The organism is Chloroflexus islandicus, assembly GCF_001650695.1.
In the GTDB taxonomy this organism is placed as follows: Bacteria; Chloroflexota; Chloroflexia; order Chloroflexales; family Chloroflexaceae; genus Chloroflexus; species Chloroflexus islandicus.
Genome location: NZ_LWQS01000114.1, coordinates 63,531 through 85,673, shown reverse-complemented (window position 1 = coordinate 85,673; position 22,143 = coordinate 63,531). Strand labels below are relative to the sequence as shown.

Here is a 22,143-nt window from a genome sequence, read left to right as displayed (position 1 = left end):
TTTGGCGGCAACCCGCCGTCTGATCTATTGTCATTGCGAGGGCGCGCAGCGCCCGAAGCAATCTCCCGCGAGGGCGAGATGCAACCACTGGTCATCTGTTGCATTTGCGCACCATCCAACATCATGGTGCTTGAGGTGCAGGACGATACGCTATAGTGCCTCACCCCCTTACAATAACCAGATGATGTGGGAGCATCTCGCTGTTTGCCCCACTGTGTGTATCCCTTACTCCCTACTCCCCATCTCTCGTGGCCGCTCAACCGGCAACAGCACCATAAATGTGCTCCCCTGCCCTTCGCGGCTCTCGATCCAGATCTGGCCGCCGTGCAACTGCACAATTTCGCGGCTCAGATACAAACCGAGGCCCAATCCCTCGCCCCGCCGCCCCGGTGACCGGTAATAGCGTTGGAAGACCCGTTCTTGTTCGCTTGCCGGGATGCCCGGCCCTTGATCGCTGACGCTGATCAAGACGGCTGGCGCGCTGTTGGCCGGCAGCAGCGCGCTGCGCAGGCGCACACTGATCACGCTATCGGGCGGGCTGTATTTAATCGCGTTGTTGAGCAAGTTGGTCAACACTTGCCGGATGCGGACAGCATCGCAGGTGACGAGTAATTCGGTCGTTTCGGTTTCGAGCAAGAGTTCACGATTGCCGGCGCTGGGCCGCTGCTGGTCAATCACTTGCTGGGCAAGCATCACCAGATTGGTTGGCTGGTATTGGAGATCGAACTGGCCGGCATCGAGCCGTGACACATCGAGCAGGTTATCGACGAGACGCAGCATGTGGGCGACTTGTTGGGTGAGAATGGTTAACCCGTGAATATCACGTGGATCGCCGTCACGCTGCTGTTCGCGGCGGAGCAAGAGATCGGCGTAGCTGCGCACCGCTGCTAGCGGGCTGCGCAATTCGTGCGCTGCCACCGCCAGAAACTCGTCTTTGGCGCGTTGCACCTTCTGGTTGGCGGTGATGTCGCGGAACGTGATCACCGCCCCTTCCACTTCACCGTACTCATTCACCGCTGGCGCGCCGGTGAAGCTGAAAAAGCGTTCACTCCCATCTGCCCGCCGGCGCATCAACCGGTAATCGTAGAAGGTGTTGCCGCGCAAGGCGCGGGTAAACGGCAGATCGTCAGGCGTCAGCGGATTGCCGTCGAGATCGCGCAAATCGTATAAGTCAGGAATGGCGGCTAACGGCATCTCAAAGCTGAGGTTGTCTTGTTCGAGCAAGTCGTGTGCCGCCTGATTCGCCAAGGTCAAGCGTCCATACCGATCGCAGAGCAACACGCCCTCGGCAATCGACTCGACCACCGTATTCAGCTTGCGGCGCTCGCGCTGGCTGTCCTCATACAGCCGCACGTTGGCAATTGCAAAACCGACCTGATTGCAGATCGGCATCAGCAAGTCCTTATCGATCTGGCTCGTCAAGTCAAGATCGCCAAAGAGGGCTAACACACCGGTTACGGTGCCGCCGGCCAGCAAGGGCAAGTAGGCGGCGGCGGTCACGCCAGCCGAGATTAATGCCGTCTCGCCGCGCTCGCTCAGCAGGGGCCGGATCGCCGGCTGGCCGTAACGCACGACTTCGGCGCATGGACTAGCATCAACCGGTGCTTGATCGAAACAGGCCAGCGCAGCCACATCAATCGCGCGCCATGCGCCGATCTGCAGGCGTTCTTGCGCCGGATCGAAGATCAGGAGCGCGCCGCTGCGGGCCGGCGTCAATTCCAACACCACGGTGAGTACGCTCTGCACCAGATCGGGCAGATCGGCTGCGGTGCTGATCGAGGTGACGACGGCGTCAAACGCTTTCAACCGCTGATTGCTGCGCCGGATCTCGTCGTACAACTGGGCATTGCGGATGGCCGCTGCCACAATGCTGGCGATCATCTCTAAATCATCAGGCTCAAGCTCCAGCGACTCAGTCGCGACGCCGATTAATTCCAGCACGCCGGCAAACTGATTGCCGGCCCGCAATGGCGTGGCCGTAATCGTCAAACTGCGCGGCAGGAGATCGCTTAACTCTTGAAAAATGGTTTGGGCCTGCGCCGAGACCAACCCCTGCAATTCGCGGTAGCTATGCTCGCCGTGCTGTTGTACAATCGCGTCACGTTGCCACGCCAGACCGGCCACACCCTCGCCCATCCGCAATTTGATCTGCCGCCATTGCGCCGCGAGGTGTGGCGGCATCGCTAATCCAGCCTGCGCCACCGGTTGTAAGCCGCTGGGTGTGGCGAGCCAAAGAATCGCTGCCCGCAGCGCCGGTACAACCTCAACAAAGCCGGCGACCAATGCCGGAAAGAGCCGCTCTGGCTCTTGCAACGCCAGCCACGCGGTGCTCGCCTGCATCCAACGCCGCACCCGCTCGGTCGGAATGAAACGCATAGTGGGTTGGGCAATCGCTGCCAGCTCCTGCTGCGGTTCAGTCATGGCGCTTGCTCTCCATGCGACCATGCCACGGCGCGCTGGATCCCCTCGGCCAGTGGCACCTGTGGTTGATAGCCCAACAGCTCGCGCGCGCGCCGGATGTCGGCGACGTAGTAGCTCACTTCACCTACCCGCTTGGCCGGCTGGACGATAATCTCAGGCCGGCGACCAAGGGCAAGGCCGATCAATTCGGCGGCCCGGATGAGCGTGTTGCCTTCGCCGTAGGCTAGGTTAATCGTGCGGTTAACCACTTCTCCTCGAAATAAACGAGTGATCCCGCGCACAATTCCATCAACGCAGTCGTCAATATAGGTAAAATCGAGCACCTTATCGCCGCCGAATACCGTGACCGGCTCACCACGGCTGATCCGGTGAATGAACAGCGGAATGACCCGCTCCATCCGCGCTAGGTCGTTGTCGTAGCGGCCATAGACATTCGAGAAGCGGAAGACAATATAGCGCAGGCCGTAACAGCGCGCGTAGGCGTAGATCAGCGCCTCGCCGGCAATCTTCGAGGCCGAGTACGGGCTTTCGGTGAAGCTGAAGTCGGCCCGCGTCTCTTCGGTGATATAGCGGTGAATGTCACCGTAGACTTCGCGCGACGAGGCAAAAATGAGCGGCAAGTCGTGCGCGCGGCAATATTCGAGCACGTTGTAGGTAATATTGATGTTTTCGAGTGCGCGGTACGGCTCACTCACCAGCTCGTAGACCTTAGCGTTGGCCGCTAGGTGTACGACCAGATCGCACGGCGGATAGGGCGCGCCGCCGATCCCGGCCCGGAAGTCGCGCTGCGGCGTGGCAAGGTCTTGCAAGAGCGTTGGAATGCGATCAGTCCATGGATTGACCCGCCGGTCAATCCCAAAGACGTGATGCCCCTCCGCCAGTAAGCGCAGGCCGAGATTGGTGCCGATCATGCCTGACGAGCCGGTGATCAAGATGCGCATATCGCCGTACATGTTCTTTACTGTGGGATGATGCGGTGTATTGCTCTTCAGTATACCATGCTCACTCATACCGCAACGCCGCGATCGGATCAAGCCGCGCGGCCCGGTCGGCAGGATAGAGGCCGAAGAAAATACCGACTGCAATCGACGTGATCGTCGCCAGCAAAATGGCGTCAAGGCTGACTTCGGCGCGGGCATTGGGCGAGAAGTTAGCCAACAGGGCGGTGCCGATCGCGGCCAAGCCATACCCCAAGGCAATGCCCAGCACACCTCCCATCAGGCTCAACACCGTCGCTTCCACCAGAAACTGGAGGCGAATGTCGTTGCGCCGCGCGCCAACCGCTTTGCGCAGGCCAATCTCGCGGGTGCGTTCGGTCACGCTTACCAGCATAATGTTCATAATCCCAATGCCGCCTACTACCAACGAAATAGCGGCAATCGCCCCCAAAAAGATGGTGATCGCACCGGTGATGGTCGCAAACGAACTGACCAGATCTTGTTGGGTGACAATGGTAAAGTTGTTGTTTTGGTAAGTAAGGCCGTTGCGCTGGCGCAGCAAGGCGGTGATCTGGTCGATCAGCGCATCGATGCTGTCTTCATCGCGGGCCTGAATGTACACTACTGTCACTTCAACCCGGCGGGTGACATTCTGCGCTGGCGGGAAGAGCCGGTCTTGGGCAGTGGTGATCGGCACGAAGATCTGGTCGTCTTCGTTCGAGGCAAAACTGCCGCCGCGTTCTGCCATCACCCCGATCACCTGAAAGCCGATCCCGTTGATGCGGATGCGCTGCCCGATCGGATCGGCGCCGTCGGGGAAGAGACGTTTGGCCACCCGATGGCCGAGCACAGCTTCGCGTGATCGCAGTTCGATCGCCCGCTCATCAAAAAAGGTGCCTTCGGCTACCCGCGCATTGCGCACTTGCGGGTAGTTGGCGCTGACGCCGGCGATCAGCGCGTCGTAACTAGCCCCGCTATAGGTGGTGAGCGCGCGCCGGCTGAACTCGGCGCAGACCGCTGCGACCGCCGGCACATTGAGCGGATCGGCGATAGCGGCAATGTCTTCGTTTGTCAGACGTGGCGGCACCCGCCGGTTCGTTTCCGGGTCGTTGGTGCCGGCGAAGAGAAAGACCAGATTGCTGCCCAGTCCTTGCAATTCGCTGGTGACGAGCGTTTGGATCGCGCCGCCCAACGCTAGCAGCGCGATAACAGCCCCCACACCGATAATAATGCCGAGCATCGTGAGAATTGCCCGTAGCTTGTTGGCCAGCAGACTATTGAACGCAATGCGGATTGCTTCAAGGATGTTCATAGACGTTGCTCCGCGCCATCACCGGTTCCGCACGCCGGGAGGCGGCCCGCCGGCGTTAAACAGGTTGATCCGCGCGTCTACTCCCGGTACATAGATGCAACTGTTCAGGTCGATATTGCCAGAGACAATCTCGATCACTTGATCATTGCTCAAGCCCAACTGCACGGCGATAGCCTGCAACGCCGGTTGTGGCGGGCGCTGGGCAATGTCAACGTTGCACAAACCGGGATCAGCGGTGACATCAACGAAGAACTGGCCACTGGCGGCGCGCACTGCCCGGCGCGGCACGATCAGCGCATCGCTCTTCTCGGCCACGATAATATCGGCGCTGGCCGACATTCCCGGACGTACCGCCGCCGGCGGATTGTCGGTGACGATCCGTACCGTATACGCCGTAACCCCCGATTGCACAATCGAGAGCGGGTTGATCCGCGCCACTTTGCCCCGTAGATCGAGATTGGGCAGGGCATCAAGCACCAGTGTAACTGGTTGGCCTACTGCGATCTGGGCAACATCAATTTCATCAACAGTCACATCGACATAATAACCGCTCAGATCGGCCAGCACGACCGCTGGCCGGGCCGCGTTGTAGAATTCGCCGATCTCAAGGTTGACCTCGGCCACCACGCCGGCAATGGGGGCAGTGAGAGTGGCTCGCTCTAGCGCCAATTGCGCTTGGGCTAAACTGGCGCGGGCGCTGGCGACTTGGGCCTCGGCGCTGGCCAGATCAGCCTCGCTCGGCGGTGCGGTGATCCGTTGCAAGTTAGCCTCGGCGCTAGCGACCGCAGCCTGCGCTGCCGCCAAACTGCCGGCCCGCTGATCGCCGAGCAACTTGTTCAGATTGGCTTCAGCCTGCGCCAATTGGGCCCGCGCTGCCGCGACTTGATCGCGATCGGCCCCGGCCAAGATCCGCTCAAGGTTGGCCTGCGCGCTGCGCAATTGCGCTTCGGCTTGGGCAATGCCGGTAATCTCGGCTTGCTTGGCCTGCTCAAAAGCGACTTGGGCTTGCCGCATCTGCTCTTCCGCATTTTGCACGGCGCGCAGGGCCGCCGCTTCCGTATCGAGCGCCGATTGCGGCAGTGATTGGCCAAACCGCGCCAACTGCTGCTCGCGCTCGCGGTTGTCGTTGTAAATCCGGCTGTACTCAGCTTGGCGGTCGCGCAACGCATTCGCCGCCTGCAACAACTGCGACTCGGCTCGCGTCTTGGCCGCCGATAACGAGTCGCGTTGGGCTTGCAAGGCTGCTGCCGCCTGATCGACCTGCGCTTGCGCCTGCGCCACCTCGCTGGCTTTCGGCCCGCCCAAGAGCCGTTCGAGATTAGCCCGCGCCTGCTCGACCTGCGCACGCGCCGCTGCCAGATCCTTCTCGGTCACGTTGCCGGTCGTCTGGCGCAATTGGGCTTGGGCTTGGGCCAATTGCGCTTCCGCCGCGGCAATTTCGGCTTCGCGCGGCCCGGCCCGCAGCCGGTCGAGACTCGCTTGGGCCTGCGCCAGTTGCGCCGCTGCTTGCTCGACCCGCAATTCGAGATCGCGTGTGTCGAGCCGGGCTAACGCTTGCCCTGCCGTGACCTGATCGCCAACTTGCACCAACACTGCGCTGATTAACCCGCTATTGCCAAACGTCAGATCGAGCACCTGCTGCGGCTGGATCGCGCCGCTGGCGTTGACGGTGGCGCTAATCGGGCCTCGTTGCGGATTGGTAAGCGCATAGTTGAGCCGGACATTCGCGGGTTGGCCGCGGTTGAACCAGAAGAGACCGGCAACGATGCCTCCGACGATGAGCAACGCGCCGATCCCCCAGACCAGACGGTTCTGGCGGCGGCGGAGGCGGGTTGATTGACTCATAATGATCCTCAGTCGTGATGACACACACACTACCTACCAGCATCATCATACTACGAAGCTGGGATAGCGTTACTCCATTTGACGGGTGATAATGTAGAAGGTTGCGGAACGGTGCGTTGGTTAAGCGCTGCGCGAGAGTGATGATGGGTTGGTTTGACCATTGGCGGTGCGCGCGAGGTCGCGATCGCTAATCAATTCATTAATCCCATCGAGCAACAATTGCAGCAGATGCTCAAGGTCGCGTAGTTGCTCGAGGCTAAACCGGGCCAAAATCCGATCCATATCAGCGCGGCGGGCCGCCTCGACCAGCGCCAGCCGCTGCTCGCCTTGCCGGGTGAGCATCACTTGCACCACGCGCCGATCTTCGACATCGCGCACCCGCCCGACCAGATGTTCATCAATCAGCCGATCGACGATCCCGGTAAGCGTGCCTGCCGATTGCTGCGTGATCTCAGCCAGTTCGCTCATGCGGCAGACGCCTGCTTCGCGAATGGCGAACAGCGTGACCATCTGCGGCAGCGTCAGATTGATTTCAGGCCGGCTGAGCGTTTGCAATAACTGCTTCTGGCTTTGCCACGTAATCTGGCGGACAATATCGTCAATCGCGCTGGTATGATGAGAGCGGGTGTCGTGCTCGTGCATGCGCATCCTCACTGGCAAGTATGCTCAAGGTGTAAATTATTCTGGCAACAAATATTTAGACTTCTGATAACCATCGTAACCGATTGCTAGTGGAATGTCAATGTCTTGCACAGCTAATATCATGGCCTTTTCGCCACCGTGCCATGCCTGCTCCATTTTTGTGGTACCCTTCCGCACAGCAAGCAAACAATGATACGGAGGAATCGATGACCACTGAGGATATGGCTCGTTTGGCTGCGCTCGGCCCGCTCGATGGCCGTTACCGTAACGATGTAGCGGCGCTAGCCGGCTTTTTCAGCGAAGCGGCGCTCTTTCGCTATCGGGTGCGGGTTGAGGTTGAGTATCTGATCTTTCTCTCCCGAGCCCGCGGCATCACCTTTGTGCCGCCGCTGACCCCGCCGCAGCAAGCGGCGCTACGCGCGCTGTACCGCCAGTTTAGCGATGAAGATGCGCTGGCGATTGCCGCGTGGGATCGGCGGGTGAATCACGATGTCAAAGCGGTTGAGTATTGGTTGCGCGAACGGCTCACGGCGCTTGGCTTGACCAGCCACCTTGAGGCGGTGCATTTTGCGATCACGTCCGAAGATGTCAACAATTTGGCCTATGCGCTCATGGTGAAAGAAGCGCGGGAGCTGGTGTTGTTGCCGGCGCTAGAGGCGCTGCTCGAACCGTTACGCCAATTGGCCGACGCCGAGGCGGCTACGCCGATGTTGGCCCGCACCCATGGCCAACCCGCTACCCCCACCACCTTCGGCAAAGAGATGAACGTCTTCTACATGCGCTTGCGGCGCGCTATCAATGATGTCGCCGCTATCCGCATCACCGGCAAGCTCAATGGGGCTAGCGGCGTCTTCGCCGCCCATCAGGCGGCGTTGCCGCAGATCGACTGGCTCAAGTTTTCACGCGCCTTCGTTCGTTCGCTCGACCTTGAGCCGATCTTGCTGACAACCCAGATTGAGCCGCACGATACCTTGGCCGCGCTCTGCGATGCGCTCAAGCGGGTTGGAGCCATTCTGACCGACCTCAGCCAAGATTGCTGGCGCTACATCAGCGATGGCTATCTGGTGCAGGCAGCGCGTGCCGGTGAAGTCGGTTCGTCAACCATGCCGCATAAAGTCAACCCGATCGATTTCGAGAATGCCGAGGGTAATTTGGCCTTGGCCGGCGCGTTGCTCGAGCTGTTCAGCCGCAAGTTGCCTATTTCGCGCCTGCAACGCGATCTGTCTGATAGCACCGTGCTGCGCAATCTAGGGCTGGCCTTCGGCTATTGCCTGCTCGCGTACCGGCGCTTGTTACGCGGCTTGCAAAAGGTCGCCGTTGATCGCACCCGTCTGCGCCGCGATCTCGAAGCCCATCCCGAAGTGTTGGCCGAAGCGATTCAGACCATCCTGCGCCGTGAAGGCTTTGCCGAGCCATACGAGCTGCTCAAGGAGTTTACCCGTGGCCGCGCCCTCACCGCCGATGAGCTGGCCCGCTTTATCGCCAGCTTGCCGGTGAGCGATGCTGTGCGCGCTGAGTTGCAGGCGCTAGCGCCGGCAGCCTATATTGGATTGGCGGTGAAGCTTGCCCAACTTCGCGATGAGGCGACGGTCGGCAATTGGACGTGAGGCAACAGTCTTTATCACGGGGTATTACCGTTGCTAGCCGCTTGCGCCGAAGCATCGCGCCGCGATGCGCCCGTGCAAGCGGCATAGCGCCGTCACCGTCCTTCCGATGGGTGGAGGGAAGCTAATCTGCCAGATAATTCCGCGGCTGCGACCGAGAGGTTAGGGCCGCGCTGTTCGTTTTCCTCAACGTATGCACAATTTTGTATTTGCAATCTATTGACAAACCGTGTACACTAGAGAAGTACGTTGTGCTTGTTTGCACAGATATGACGTATCGGCCTCGACATTCATTGCAGCAACGGCGACTCGCTCAGTGTTGATGCGCTGCGCTCCTTTGCAATGTGCAGCGGTGGCCGTTCTGGCAGCTCTACGCGCATGAATGCATTGCACACATCTCACTGCACACAAGCAACCCAATGGCCTCTTGCCTTTGGCCCGGCGCTCAGATTAGAAAGGAAGGCAGAGGATGGCCGTGGTTGAACTGACCGTCTGCCGGCTTTGCGCGCGCAGCCGTCCCGATATTTGGCAGACGTTGGCCCGCCTGCGCACCGCCCATCCCAACGAGCTGCACATTGTTGAGCTCGATTGTATGGCCGCCTGCGATGACGTGCCGGCAATTATGATCGAGTACGATTATTACCCCCGTGTGACGCCCCAGCAACTAATTGAGTTGATCGAGAGCCGTTTGAAGGCAATTGCTGCGTCGTAGGGCTGGTGAGGTGCTGGTGTGCCCTCACCCCCAGCCCCTCTCCCACTGGCGCGGGAGAGGGGCGCTGCAGCCTACCGCTCCCGCAGTGCCGTACCTGCTCATCGCGCGGCGCCCCTGCTCCCACCGTCAGGTAGGAGCAGGGGCGGAGGGATGCGGGCCAGCAGCCCGCGCAGCGGGCTTTGTAAGCGTAGCCCGGCCCTTCAGGGCCGGGTTTGGGATCAGCCCCTGAACCGGAGCGCGTGAGAGCGGGCCAGCGGCAGCGACGGAGCGCGGGCGGCTCGCCCGCGGATGAGGGAGCGGGAAATCCACTATGAGAGGAGCGCGGGCGGCTCGCCCGCGGATGAGGGAGCGGGAAATCCACTATGAGAGGAGCGCGGGCGGCTCGCCCGCGGATGAGGGAGCGGGAAATCCACTATGAGAGGAGCGCGGGCGGCTCGCCCGCGGATGAGGAGCGGCGGGCAGCAGCCCGCGCAGCGGGCTTTGTAAGCGTAGCCCGGCCCTTCAGGGCCGGGTTCCTTAAGGTAGGGGAACACCAAGCTTACCGCCGAGGGCGTCAAGGATGCGAAGGATGGAGCCATGCTTCCCCATTCCTCTGCGCCTGAGTGTTTTACCATTGCGCCTTTGTGGAGCCGGCTAGCCGTCCGGCTCTACAGCGTCCTCTGCGGCTGGCTGATCGCGCTCACCCCACCACGCCTTCGGTCACTTTGAGGAAGATCTCTTCCAGATTGCTGGTTTGGGCGGCAAAATGGACAATCTCGACCTGATGGCTCACCAGCCGGGCCAGCAGGGCGCTGACCGCATGATCATCACCGTCAATGTCCACCTCAATCCGCGGTGGGCCATCGTCGTTGAGCACCCGCACTGCCAGCACGTGTTCAGCGGCAGCGGCCACCTCAGCCGCCGCTTGCGCATCGCTGATCACATGCGCCACAAAGGTGCGATGCGGGCGCAACGACCGCATAATCGTCTCGACATCACCCGATGCCAGCAGCGTGCCGCGCTCGATAATGCCGATATGGGTACACATCTCGGCCAGCTCGGTGAGGATGTGCGAGCTGATCATGATCGTCTTGCCCAACCGGCGCAACTCGCGCAGCAGTTCGCGCAATTCCACCCGCGCGCGCGGGTCAAGCCCGCTGGCCGGTTCATCCAAAATCAGCAATTGCGGGTCGTGGATGAGCGTGCGGGCCAGACTGAGCCGCTGTTTCATGCCGCGCGACAGCGACATGACATCGCTATCACGCTTGTGGCCGAGATCAACTAGCGCCAGCAAATCGTCGATCAGGGCGGGCCGGCGGGCCGGCGGCACGTGATAGGCGGCGGCAAAGAAGTCAAGGTACTCGGCGGCGGTCATGTTGTTGTAGAAGCCGAACGAGTCGGGCATAAACCCCACTGCGCGCCGCACCTCGGCACGCTGGTGCGTAACCGACAACCCTGCCACCCATGCTTCGCCGCCTGACGGGCGCAGCAGGGTCGTCAAAATCCGCATGGTGGTTGTCTTGCCAGCGCCATTCGGGCCAATAAACCCGTACACGGCTCCCGCCGGAATCTGCAAGTTCAAATGGTTGAGGGCCAGATGCTCGCCGTAGTAGCGGGTCAGATTTTTCGTTTCAACGATAGCGGTCATAAGCGATTCCAATGCGCTAACGCAGCGCAATGATATACAACGTTTCACCGCGGGCAGCCGCCGGTGCGCCATTGATCTGCACCAACGGCGCCGCCTGATCGCTCCACCCGATCAAGTAGATGTCATCGCCGGGCAGCGCCGGGCCATTCATAAACGGATCGAAGCGATTTGACACGTACCAAAACAAGTTTTCCAGCACAAAGGTATGGCTAAACAGACTGCCTTCCTCGGTGGGCATGAAATCGCGCAGAAAGTTGTCACTGTTAGTACTCAGATCGATTGCAACTTCAGCGCCGGGGGCCAGCGAGCCGATCCACTGCATATCATTCTGGTATACCACCATCACATCGCGCAAAGGAATGGAACTGGCGTTGGCGAGGGTTCCGCTCCAGCGTTGGCCATTCAGCGCGATTTGATGGCGGATCTGCACGGAGCTGGTTGTGATCTGTTCGACGATCAAGGTACGGAAGGCCGCCGCATCCAGCAAGAGGTCGGGCATGGCGAGGCCGGCATCGCTATGTTCGATCACTAGTCGCTCGTCCATCTGCAACGGCGCGACGAGGGCTGAATCGGCAAAGCTCAGGGTATAGCTTTGCCGTTGCGGCGCAAAGATGCCGGTAAAGGTCGTTGTCATCGCCTCGCCGCCGCTAGCGGCGCTTTGCACGATCGCCAATTGCAGCACTTGGGTTTGCGTGCCGCGCAGTGCAAAACTCATCCCGTATGATCCAGCCAGAAAGATGACGACAATGAGCGGTGTTGTCACCCATGCCCATTCTAACCGGCGCAACCGGCGCAGGGCGAGGAAGTTGGCTGGCCCGATCACGATGATATACACGCCGATCAAGGCCAGTAATGCTATCGTGGATGGAAGCGGGAAGAGACTGGTGTTTAAGCTGCCTTGCAGCAGGTCATTAAAGCCGAAGCGGAAGTTAGCGCCGATGTTCATCCGCGGTTGCGGATCGAGCACGGCTGCCCACAAGTTGCTCTCTCCCGGCCATGCCCGTAGTGCAGCGAGATCAAACGCGGCGAAGACGATCTTCCCGGTGCCGAGCGTCATTTGGCTGATCAACCCATCGTTGGTCAGCGCCTGTGCATTGGGCCGGAGCGTCACCGTCTGCGCAGTCAGCGACGGCACAAAATTGCTGATCCCGCTGAGGTTCGCCAGCCGTTCCAATTCGCTGACCGGTGCATCGCGGCGCAGCGGCCCAACCGTGACCGGCAAGACATCGGCGAACGCGCGGATCGCCGTCTCGCCAACCGCGCCGCCGCCGATTAACAACGTGCCGCCTTGTTGCACCCAAAGGAGGATAGCGTCACGTTGGGCTGGCCGTACATCCGTGGTCAATTCTCGCACCGCCACGGCGTCGAACGTGCTCAGCAAGAGCGGATCATCAGCCAGCACGGCTGGATCGAGTGGCAAGATCACCGCGCGCTTACCCGCGCCGAAATCCGCGGTCGCAAGACTGCTCAGCACAGCCGGGTCGGCGCTGAGCAACCCGATCGTCAGCAGATCGTTGCTCAGTTGATTGAGGTTGATCCGCTGGCGGAAGATCTCTTCCCCGTCGGCGGTAGCGATGAGCTGGGCCGATCGGCCCGACTGCACCACCGGGAAGGTGATCTGCTTGCGCGCGCCGCCGGGCAAGTCAATCACGTACCGTTGGCTGAGGACGGCATTGTTCAGGTCGCGCCATTCGAGTGTCACCCGGCGATCAGGCCCGTCATTGGCCAGTGTGACCTGTACCGGAAACCAGTGGTCAGAACGGAACGCTCCCTCGCCATCAATCCCGGCCTTTATCGAGATGGTAATCGGTGATGGTGGTTGGGCAGCAACAGGGAACGGCGCTACTAATAGCGCCAACAGCAGGATCAAAAGAAGATGCCGGATCATGTAGACTTCTGCTCCTCGGTAGCGCGCGGTTGCTGATCGTCGTTGCTTGGTGGCGTCCCATTCCCTTGCGGTGGGAGCAGTTCAACCGTTGCGGGCGGCGATTGGCCGGCAGAAGCGGGTGCTGTCTCATGGCCCGCTGGTAAGAGCAATTTGGTTGTCGCGTCTGGCGCTGGTTCAATCTGCGTAGCGCCATTGGGTTGCGCAGGGAGGATTTCGTTGTGCCGTTGCTGGGCCAGATGATAGTGCCGCAACAGTTCGAGCATATCATTCAGCGAGCGCTCTTTTTCAGCGCGCTTGAACATCACGTAGTAATCATTAATTTTGGTGACGACATCGCGCGGGTTGGGCACGTGCGTAAAGGTAAATTTACCGCCGCTGCCTGCCGTCTCAACCACGACGTTGCCGTAGCCGAGTAGGTTGCTGATAAACGTTGTCTCAAACGAGACATTGGTAATCGCGCCGAGACTGGCGGCGCGCCGATCTTCCGGGCCAATCGGTTTCTTCTCTACGTCGATGATGTTGGTGGGGGTGAGAATGTACATATCGTTGCGATAATCCTCCACCTCCCATGCCGACCATGCCAGAAATGCGAGCACGAGGGCAATACTCAGCACAGTCAGCCACACCGGCGGCAATAACCCCCAACTTCCCAGTAACACGATCAGGATCCATCCCACGAAGAGCATCACCAAGGGCGGAAAGATGCCTTGCAACAAAAACAGCCAATGCTGGCGCCAGATGATCGTCTCTTTTTCAGCTTGCACTTCCGGGTTTGGCGGTAAGATCCAGCTCAACCATCCCAAACTTGGCCGCGCTTCCGGCAGCGGGCGCTTGACCTTGGGCGGCGGTTCGTTATATACCCGCGTTTCGACCATCTTCTCTAAATCGGCTTCGCTCCGTTTGCGCCGGTTTTCGTTTACCTGCGTCATAATCCGGCGCTGCATCTCTTTCGGGTTGCGCGCGCCGTGAAACACGATGTTGCCGCCGATCCGGGCCGATTTCACTTCGATCGTGCCATACTTAAGCCAGTGTTGCGGGTAGGTCTTGGTCGCCGCCTGCACGTCTTGGATCTCTTCGATGAAAATCTGCTGCTGGACGCGCTGTTCAAGCAATTTGGGGATGAAGACTTGATCGTTATCGTACACCACGCGGCGGTTAGTGAGAATCAGCTCGTCGTTGAGCCAGTCGTAGACGACGAAGAAGATCGAGAAGAGGCTGATCGTCGCTAACCCAATCAACAGCAGGTTGAGCGGGTCGAAGGCTTGGCCAAAAAAACGACCGGGATCGATAAAGAAGATGCGTCCGCCATTGTAGCGGAAATAGATCAAGGCGAGCACGGCTAAATTGGCTGCCAGCAGCACCCGGCCCGGATTGGGATCTTTGCCGCCGCGCACCCACAACGCCACCCAGAAGAGCATCAACACTGCTTCGATCAAGACCAGAATAATGTTAAAGAGGTCGAAACCGGTTGGCTCGCCGGTTTCGGTGACGAGAAAGCCGCCGCCGATCGCGCGGTAGATCGCAATGCCGCCAAAAAAGCTGATTCCCAACAGCGGGATAATGAGACGTGACAGGAGAATCACCCAATGCCGGCCCGTCACGTAGAGAATCTGCTCATTTTCCGCCAGATCGAGGGCGGCATCGGCATCTTCATACAAAAGCTTGTCGATGAGATTGCCGAGCTTCACGGCGTGCTCCCCTTCTGCAACCCGTTGAGGGGCGGGCAGAACATCTGATTGAGTACAACCGTTGATCGCGGTGCAATGACTCAAAGCGTAGCTCTCCGCTCCCCTCTCCCCTCTCCCGCGCCAGTGGGAGAGGGGCCGGGGGTGAGGGCTAGCAGCCCGCGCAGCGGGCTTCGTAACCCTAGCCCGGCCCTTCAGGGCCGGGTTCCGGAGCAGATGTTCTGTCCGCCCTTGAACTGCAACCCGCAGCGGGGCGAGTGCTTAATGCCCGCTCTCTAGCGCCTGTTCGCCATGCACAAACTGGCGCAGCACCCATGCCACCTCTTCATCGGGCGATAACCCGTCGTTCACCAACACAATCGCATCGGCCGCCGGTTGCGATACGTGCGCATCGAGCGCGTCACGTTCGGCCAAGGCCGCGGCAATCTGTTCGAGCGGCAGCTCGATATTGCGCCGGCGCAGATCGGCCAAGCGCCGGCGGGCCCGTTCAGCCAGCGACGCCTGTAGGTAAATCTTGAGGTCGGCATCGGGCATGACCACCGTACCGATGTCGCGCCCGACCATCACCACCCGCCCGCGACGGCCAATGATCTGTTGTTGGCGCACCATCTCGCGCCGCACCGCTGGGAAGCGGGCCGCGCGTGAGACGATCCGTTCGACTTCCGGCTCCCGAATCGCCCACGTCACGTCCTCGCCATCAATCAGCACCGTGTATTGTCTCCCGTCGGCGACGGTGGGCGGGATCACATCAATCGCCAGCCGGTGCGCCAATTCCGTTAGTGCCGGTTCGTCATCAGGGTCGATGCCGGCGCGCAGGGCGGCCAACGCCAATGCGCGATACATCACGCCGGTATCGAAATACAGATAGCCGAGCGCATTCGCCAACAATGCGCCGAGCGTGCTCTTGCCTGCGGCTGAGGGGCCGTCGATTGCGATGGTTTGTGGTACGCGCATGGCTTCATTGTAGCATGTCAGCGGCGATTGTTGCTACTCCCACTCGATCGTTGCCGGCGGTTTGGACGAAATATCGTACACGACCCGATTCACGCCTTCGACCTCATTGACGATCCGGCTGCTGACGTGGGCCAGCAGTTCGTACGGCAAGCGCGCCCAATCCGCTGTCATATAATCTTCGGTTGTGATGGCCCGCAGCGCAATCGTTACCCCGTAGGTGCGGCCATCACCCATAACGCCGACGCTCTGCACCGGCAGCAGCACGGCGAACGCTTGCTGGGTGGCGCAATAATAGCCGCTCGCGCGCAGCTCATCGAGGAAAATCTTGTCGGCTTGGCGCAAGATCTCCAACCGCTCCCACGTCACCGCGCCGATGATCCGTACCGCCAAGCCGGGGCCGGGGAAGGGATGCCGCCAGACCCACTCTTCGGGCAGGCCGAGCTGTAAGCCGGCGGCGCGCACTTCGTCCTTAAACAGGTAGCGCAGCGGTTCGACCAGTTTCAACTGCATATCAGCGGGCAACCCGCCGACATTGTGGTGGGTCTTGATCTTAGCCGCCTTGGGCCGGTCAGGTGCGGTTGACTCGATCACGTCGGGGTAGAGGGTGCCTTGGGCCAGAAACTCGACCCCTTCCAGCGCACGCGCTTCGCGCTCGAAGATGCGGATAAACTTCTCGCCGATGATCTTGCGCTTCTGTTCAGGATCGACGACCCCCTCCAGCGCCGCCAGAAACTCTTCGCGGGCATCGACCGCGATCAGCGGCACGTGGAAATGTTCGCGGAAGGTGCTGATCACCTGCCCGGCTTCGCCGGCGCGCAAAAGACCGTTATCCACGAACACGCAGGTCAGCCGGTCGCCAATGGCGCGATGGATAATCAGCGCCGCCACCGCCGAATCGACCCCGCCCGAGAGGGCGCAGATCACGCGCCCGTGCGGGCCGACCTGCTCGCGCACCCGCTCGACCGCTTCGGCCACGAAACTGCCCGGTTGCCATTCGGGTTGGGCGCCGCACAGTTTGGCAAAGTTGGCCAGCAATGCTCGCCCGTACACCGTATGCACCACTTCGGGATGGAATTGGACGCCGTACCAGCGCCGTTGATCGTCGGCGATCGCGGCAAACGGCGTCGCCGGATTCGCGGCGATCGGGCTAAACCCAGCAGGCAACTGCTCGATCCGGTCGCCATGGCTCATCCAAACCGGCTGCTCGGTGGGAGTATCGGCGAAGAGCGGGTGCGGTTGGGTGACGGTAATCATCGCCGGGCCGTACTCGCGTCCGGCTGGCCGGTTGACGACCCCGCCGAGGGTGTGGCTAATCAACTGCATGCCGTAGCAGATGCCAAAGACTGGCAGATTGCTTTCAGCCAGCCATGCCGGCAAAGTAGGCGCACCCGGTTCGTAGACGCTGGCCGGCCCGCCGCTCAGCACGATCCCAACCGGGTTGAGTGCGCGCACCTGCGCTTCGGGCGCATCGTGCGGCAACAATTCGCTGTAGTAGCCCAATTCGCGCAGCCGGCGTACAATTAATTGCGCCGTCTGAGAACCAAAATCGAGCACCGGTATGCTATGGGTGGTCATGGTATGCCCTATGCTGGTAAAGGGGGTCTCCCAACATTCATCTGTCAATCAATATACGAAAGGGCGCAGGTCGCTGCGCCCCTCTCGCGTCGCTGCCAGCATTATAACAAACTTTTTTCTTAGCCGGTTGAGACGAGGCGCAAGCGGGTGTGGAACGCAGGGGCAGGGGTGGCAATTGGTTCGCCGACAGTGCGCGCCCCTTCTTGAGCGAGTTCGGCAAAAATGGTCGTATCGACAACCGAATTGTCGCCGCCGTATGGGTTTGGCGCATACCCGTCCGCGTTCCAGTCGTTATGCCATTCGTTGTCATTGATCAAATAGCGGTACTGGTAGGTGCGGCCAGCTTCGAGGTCGAGCGTGATCATCCATCCGTGTTCAGTGGCGCGTAACGGGGTAGCTCGGCGATCCCAACCGTTAAAATCGCCGACGAGGTAGATGGTGTCGGCCCACAATGCTGAGGGCAATGAAAAAGTAACGCGCACTTTACCGGCAGGGCCGAGACGTTTCGTGATCATGGCCAAACTCCTTTGTCGGGCCGTTGGTCTGACAACATTGTCACAGTTTGCTTGCCATTATAGCATGGCGACTGCGGTGAGTCGAGGGGAAGAATACTTGTCGCATGCCAACCATCGTTTGCTGGCTAAGTGAAGGAATGCCGGTTCACTCAGTGATTCGTGGCCGAGGGCAGTTCGGCGATGACGGTCTGGTTGCGCCCATTCTGCTTGGCCTGATAGAGCGCCAAATCGGCCCGTTGCACCAGTTGTTCGAGCGTCTCGCCGGGGGTATATGCGCTGATGCCGGCGCTAAACTTGATAGCTAGATGTTCGTTGCGAGCGGCTAGCGGTGTGGTCAGCGCCTTGGTTCTGACCCGTTCTACCAATTGCCGGGCCTGTTGCTGGTTCGTTTCTGGTAACAGCAAAATAAACTCTTCGCCACCCCAGCGGGCAAAGATGTCTTGAGCGCGCTTTGCCGCTGTCCAAACCGCCGCAAAGCACACTAGCGCTTCGTCGCCGGTGTGATGGCCGAACCGGTCGTTGATTGATTTAAAATGATCAATGTCGATCAAAATCAGCGCCAGATCGTGCCCATAGCGTTGCGCGCGCGCGAGTTCGAGCGTGGCTAGCCGCACGAATTCGCGCCGGTTGTACACTCCAGTGAGGGTGTCGTAATTGGCTAAATGCTGTAATTGGGCTTGCAGACGCTTGAAGTCGGTGATCTCGCGCCAGACGATTAAACGCCCGATCCGCCGCTGGCGGCGATCGTAAATCTGGGTCACGTGTAGATCGAGAACGTGCCCCGTTCGTTCGAGCGCAACTTCGAGACGCTGATCATGATCGAACGGAAGCTGTTGTAATGAGGCTGGTAATTGATCGCGCAGTTGCTGGAGCGAGACACCGATCTCGGCATGCGGCAACCATAGTTTCCCCGCTGGGTTGATGTCAACGATCCGGTTGTTGGCATCGAGCACTAATACGCCATCTTTCATCTGCTCAATCACCAAACTGCGCGCTATCGGTACAACATCGAACAGGCGGTAGCGGTAGAGGGCATACGCAAACAGGATGCTCGCGATTGAGAAGGCGAAGGGTGTGTTATCGGCTCCCGGCAGCGGATTGAGACCGGCGATGAAGATGATGCTGTTGGCCCACGTGATGGCAAAGCTCAGCAAGGCGATCAGAATCTGCTTGCGGAAGATGCCGTTGGCCCGCGCATAGCCAACGACGAGAATGATCAGGCTGAGTAACAAGAGCAGGTACGAGTAGACGACATTACTCCAGAAGAATAAACCGCCGCGCAAAACCACGCCTTGATAATTGGTGCGCAACCCGGCGAAAAAGAGGTTGTGCCACGGGTCAGTCCATAATGCTAGCAGGGTGATGGTTGGCTCAATCGCCATGACGAGAAAGAATGGCCAGCGCAGTAGCCGCGAGGTCTCGAACAGGCCGCTGATCTGCATCGCAAAGATGAGGACGAGGGTTGGCGCGCTGACGACGCCAAGGTAGGTCATATCAACCCAGAATTGGGCATTGGGCGCCGGTGCGTCAATCCAATACAACGCATAGGTGATGTCCCACCAACTCAGCGCTACAAGCAGCAATCCTAGCGCGATCGCTCCCGGCGATTGGCGTAGGAACAGGAAAATCTGTAAAGCCAAGATTAGGCACATCAGTCCGATCACAAACAGCGCTGTGCCGTACCAGAGCACCGGTGGAACGAAGGTGTCAGTTATTAGGAAGAAACGCTCTGGCACGAATCGGCTCCTTTGGGGATACAAGCGGTTAGGAGCGCAGAAACAACGTGGCGGATGAAATTTAGCCTCTATCATACCGCAGCTTGCGGGATGGAGGAACTATAACATGTGGAGTGTGGCAGGTTGACTGCCGCACTCCATAACGATGGCGTTCAGGCTGGATACACTGGTGGAAGGATAGATGCGGCAGTATCACTGCCGCACTCCATAACGATGGCGCTCAGGCTGGATACACTGGTGGAAGGGTGGATGCGGCAGTATCACTGCCGCACTCCATACGAAGGCGCTTAGGCTGGATACACTGGTGGAAGGAGAGATGCGGCAGTATCACTGCCGCACTCCATAACGATGACGTTCAGGCTGGATACACTGGTGGAAGGAGAGATGCGGCAGGTTGACTGCCGCACTCCATAACGATGGCGTTCAGGCTGGATACACCGGCGTACACCAGTGGCGGTAGGCGCCGATCCGTCCGCGCACCACGTCGGCGTACAAATTGACCAGCATCGTGCCAATGGGGCCGATCGCGCCGGTACCGATCGGACGGCGGTCGATCTCGATAATTGGCTTGATCTCGGCGCCGGTGCCGCAGAAGAAGGCTTCATCGGCGACGTAGAGTTCGGTGCGGTCGATCGGCGCTTCCCGCACCGGAATGCCCAACTGGTTGCGGGCCAGTTCCATCACCACCTGCCGGGTGATACCTTCGAGGATGTCGCCGCTGGTCGGCGGCGTGATCAGTACGCCATTGCGGACGATGAACAAGTTGGCTGCCGAGGCCTCGGCCACGTGGCCGTCGTTGCTCAGTACAATCGCTTCGTCGTAGCCATTGAGCAGCGCCTCGCTCTTGGCCAACGCCGAATTGAGGTACGAGCCGCAGGCTTTAGCGCGCGAAGGAATGATATTGTCATCGATCCGCCGCCACGACGAGATGCATGCTCTGATCGCCGAGCCGGCCAGATATTGGCCGAAGCCGACCGCGAACATGGTGAAGCTGTCAGTTAGATTGTGCATCTGCACTGCAATCGCCGGATCGCTCTTGTAGAGCAAGGGCCGGATGTAGACATCTTCGCGGAACGCTTCGCGCCGCAGCAGGTCTATCGTAATCTGGCACAGTTCATCAACGCTGTACGGCAATTTCATCAGCAAAATGCGGGCCGAGCGGTGCAGCCGCTCCATGTGTTCGCGCAGACAGAAGACGTAGAGCTGTTGGTGGTCAGGGTTCCAATAGCCGCGAATGCCTTCAAAGCAGCCGGTACCATAATTGAGCGCGTTGGTCATCACGCTGACCTGCGCTTGCTCGATCGGCACTATTTCTCCGTTAAAAAAGGCGAAACGATTATTGGGCACGATAGTTGTCCTTTCTAGGCCGGCAAGGTGTGGTGTCTATTGTAAAACATCGACGCCGCTACACGGCACCGTGCGGCGGGATGGATATACCCTATTACCGCTGTTGCGCCCCCACCAGATGGGCAGTGGCGCGGCGCTGTTGCAAGTAGTTGCCGAGGATCATCAGGCCAATGGCGCTGGCTAGCCCGATGTAGGCGAAGGCGATCCACGGCAGGGCCGGCGCTTGGAGGGCGTTGGCGAGGTCTACCAGCAGGCCGCCGCTGAAATTGCCCAACCCACCGCCGACGGCCAAGGCCAGTGCGTTGACGCCAAAGTACGAACCGAGCGCGCGCGGGTCGGCCAGCGCCGCCGTAACGCTCTGCTGTGCAGGGGTGGCGAGCAACGTACCGATGGTGAAGACAACGACGCAGCCGATCAAGAACGGGAATGAGTCAGCGAGCGCCACCATGCCCAACCCCAACGCCATCAATGCGATGCCAAGGATGAGAATGCTGAGCGGGCGCAGCCATCGTTCCATAAATCCAATCACCGGCAGTTGCAACGCCACCGTCATACCGGCGTTGACGCCGTAGATCCAGCGCACCGCATCGCCGGCGTTGGCCAGCCGTTCGCCGGCCAGCGGCAAGCTGATGGTCAGTTGCACCCACATAAACCAGAAACCCATCAGCAAGGCGGTGAAAATGAGGAAGGGCCAGTCGCGCAACGCCAGCCCCAAGCCAAAGCCGAGGCGGCTGCGGTCAGTGGCCGTCTCGATCGGGGGCAAGAGCAAACTAATCGCGCCGATCAGGGCGAAACAGGCTGCCGCGGCTAGCGCCACCGTGCTGAAGCCGAAATCGAGCAGCAGCGATCCCACAAAAGGGCCGATCACCATTCCCAACCCGCCGCCAACGCCGTTGATCGAAAAGGCCCGCGCCCGCTCATCTTCGGTGGTGAGAGCAGCGATCCCGGCCCGGCTCGGCGCTTCAAACAGCGCGCCGCCCAACGCCGAGAGCAGCATGGCGAAAAACAGCAGCGGCGGCGTGGTAGCGAACGCGAGACTGGCAAAGCCGGCAGCGCGCACCAACACGCCGGCAGTGATCAAGCCGCGCCCGCCAAACCGATCCGAGAGCACCCCGCCGCCAACACTGACCCCTTGCTGTACCAATTGGCGTAACGCCAGCGCCATCCCGACCGTTACCGCGGCAAAGCCGAGCGTTTGCACGTAATGCACCGACACCAGCGGGATGACCATGAAGAAACCGGCATACATCATGAAGTTGATGACGATCAAGAGAATCAAGCCCCGGTAACGGGTAGCACGCGAGAGGGTCATGGCGTCCAACTTTCTGATCCGTCAACTAAT

16 protein-coding genes are annotated in these 22,143 nt (G+C 60.1%); 2 read left to right on the top strand and 14 right to left on the bottom strand.

The genetic code is table 11. The features are described from left to right. Window positions 1–225: 225 nt before the first annotated feature. The 5 genes from A6A03_RS19120 to A6A03_RS19100 all read right to left on the bottom strand — a co-directional run bounded on the left by A6A03_RS19120 (window position 226) and on the right by A6A03_RS19100 (window position 7,158). Window positions 226–2,421 (bottom strand): GAF domain-containing sensor histidine kinase, encoded by a 2,196-nt coding sequence (locus A6A03_RS19120; RefSeq protein ID WP_066791442.1) that lies wholly within the window; start codon window positions 2,419–2,421, stop codon window positions 226–228. After that, entirely contained in the window at window positions 2,418–3,362 is a 945-nt protein-coding gene (locus A6A03_RS19115) for an NAD-dependent epimerase/dehydratase family protein (protein ID WP_066791520.1), read from the bottom strand. The genes A6A03_RS19120 and A6A03_RS19115 overlap by 4 nt, the downstream gene beginning before the upstream one ends. 61 nt (window positions 3,363–3,423) lie before the next feature. After that, complete coding sequence (locus tag A6A03_RS19110; RefSeq protein ID WP_066791441.1) at window positions 3,424–4,671, bottom strand: ABC transporter permease; 1,248 nt, start codon at window positions 4,669–4,671, stop codon at window positions 3,424–3,426. A gap of 18 nt (window positions 4,672–4,689) precedes the next feature. Then, complete coding sequence (locus A6A03_RS19105) at window positions 4,690–6,516, bottom strand: efflux RND transporter periplasmic adaptor subunit (RefSeq protein ID WP_066791439.1); 1,827 nt, start codon at window positions 6,514–6,516, stop codon at window positions 4,690–4,692. Between the two features lie 120 nt (window positions 6,517–6,636). Next, a complete protein-coding gene (locus A6A03_RS19100; protein ID WP_066791438.1) occupies window positions 6,637–7,158 on the bottom strand; it encodes a MarR family winged helix-turn-helix transcriptional regulator in 522 nt (173 codons plus the stop codon). A 206-nt stretch (window positions 7,159–7,364) separates the two neighbouring features. Between A6A03_RS19100 and purB the strand changes: the two genes are divergently transcribed. Both purB and A6A03_RS19090 read left to right on the top strand, forming a co-directional pair. Beyond that, the gene (gene purB, locus A6A03_RS19095) at window positions 7,365–8,765 is read left to right on the top strand and encodes an adenylosuccinate lyase (RefSeq protein ID WP_066791437.1); all 1,401 of its coding nucleotides are present in this window, start codon (window positions 7,365–7,367) and stop codon (window positions 8,763–8,765) included. Between the two features lie 466 nt (window positions 8,766–9,231). Further along, complete coding sequence (locus tag A6A03_RS19090; RefSeq protein WP_066791435.1) at window positions 9,232–9,474, top strand: NAD(P)H-dependent oxidoreductase subunit E; 243 nt, start codon at window positions 9,232–9,234, stop codon at window positions 9,472–9,474. 679 nt (window positions 9,475–10,153) lie between these two features. Here the strand turns inward: A6A03_RS19090 and A6A03_RS19085 are convergent. The 9 genes from A6A03_RS19085 to A6A03_RS19045 form a co-directional block, all read right to left on the bottom strand. Then, a complete protein-coding gene (locus A6A03_RS19085; protein ID WP_066791433.1) occupies window positions 10,154–11,101 on the bottom strand; it encodes an ABC transporter ATP-binding protein in 948 nt (315 codons plus the stop codon). Between the two features lie 16 nt (window positions 11,102–11,117). Further along, window positions 11,118–12,989 (bottom strand): hypothetical protein, encoded by a 1,872-nt coding sequence (locus tag A6A03_RS19080; RefSeq protein ID WP_066791430.1) that lies wholly within the window; start codon window positions 12,987–12,989, stop codon window positions 11,118–11,120. Next, window positions 12,986–14,677: a PH domain-containing protein gene (locus tag A6A03_RS19075; protein WP_082909018.1), complete on the bottom strand. Its 1,692-nt coding sequence runs from the start codon at window positions 14,675–14,677 to the stop codon at window positions 12,986–12,988. The genes A6A03_RS19080 and A6A03_RS19075 overlap by 4 nt, the downstream gene beginning before the upstream one ends. Window positions 14,678–14,935: 258 nt before the next feature. Continuing rightward, complete coding sequence (gene cmk / locus A6A03_RS19070) at window positions 14,936–15,628, bottom strand: (d)CMP kinase (RefSeq protein WP_066791427.1); 693 nt, start codon at window positions 15,626–15,628, stop codon at window positions 14,936–14,938. A 33-nt stretch (window positions 15,629–15,661) separates the two neighbouring features. Then, window positions 15,662–17,203 carry a glutamine-hydrolyzing GMP synthase gene (guaA, locus tag A6A03_RS19065; RefSeq protein WP_066791424.1) on the bottom strand — a complete coding sequence of 514 codons (1,542 nt, stop codon included), beginning with the start codon at window positions 17,201–17,203 and terminating at the stop codon, window positions 15,662–15,664. A 119-nt stretch (window positions 17,204–17,322) separates the two neighbouring features. After that, window positions 17,323–17,718: an isoamylase early set domain-containing protein gene (locus A6A03_RS19060; protein WP_066791423.1), complete on the bottom strand. Its 396-nt coding sequence runs from the start codon at window positions 17,716–17,718 to the stop codon at window positions 17,323–17,325. 149 nt (window positions 17,719–17,867) lie between these two features. Continuing rightward, entirely contained in the window at window positions 17,868–19,454 is a 1,587-nt protein-coding gene (locus tag A6A03_RS19055; RefSeq protein WP_066791421.1) for a histidine kinase N-terminal 7TM domain-containing diguanylate cyclase, read from the bottom strand. 423 nt (window positions 19,455–19,877) lie between these two features. Further along, a complete protein-coding gene (locus A6A03_RS19050) occupies window positions 19,878–20,801 on the bottom strand; it encodes a branched-chain amino acid transaminase (RefSeq protein WP_066791420.1) in 924 nt (307 codons plus the stop codon). A 94-nt stretch (window positions 20,802–20,895) separates the two neighbouring features. Then, window positions 20,896–22,113, bottom strand: coding sequence for an MFS transporter (locus tag A6A03_RS19045; protein ID WP_066791418.1), 1,218 nt, complete (start codon window positions 22,111–22,113; stop codon window positions 20,896–20,898). Between the last annotated feature and the right edge of the window lie 30 nt (window positions 22,114–22,143).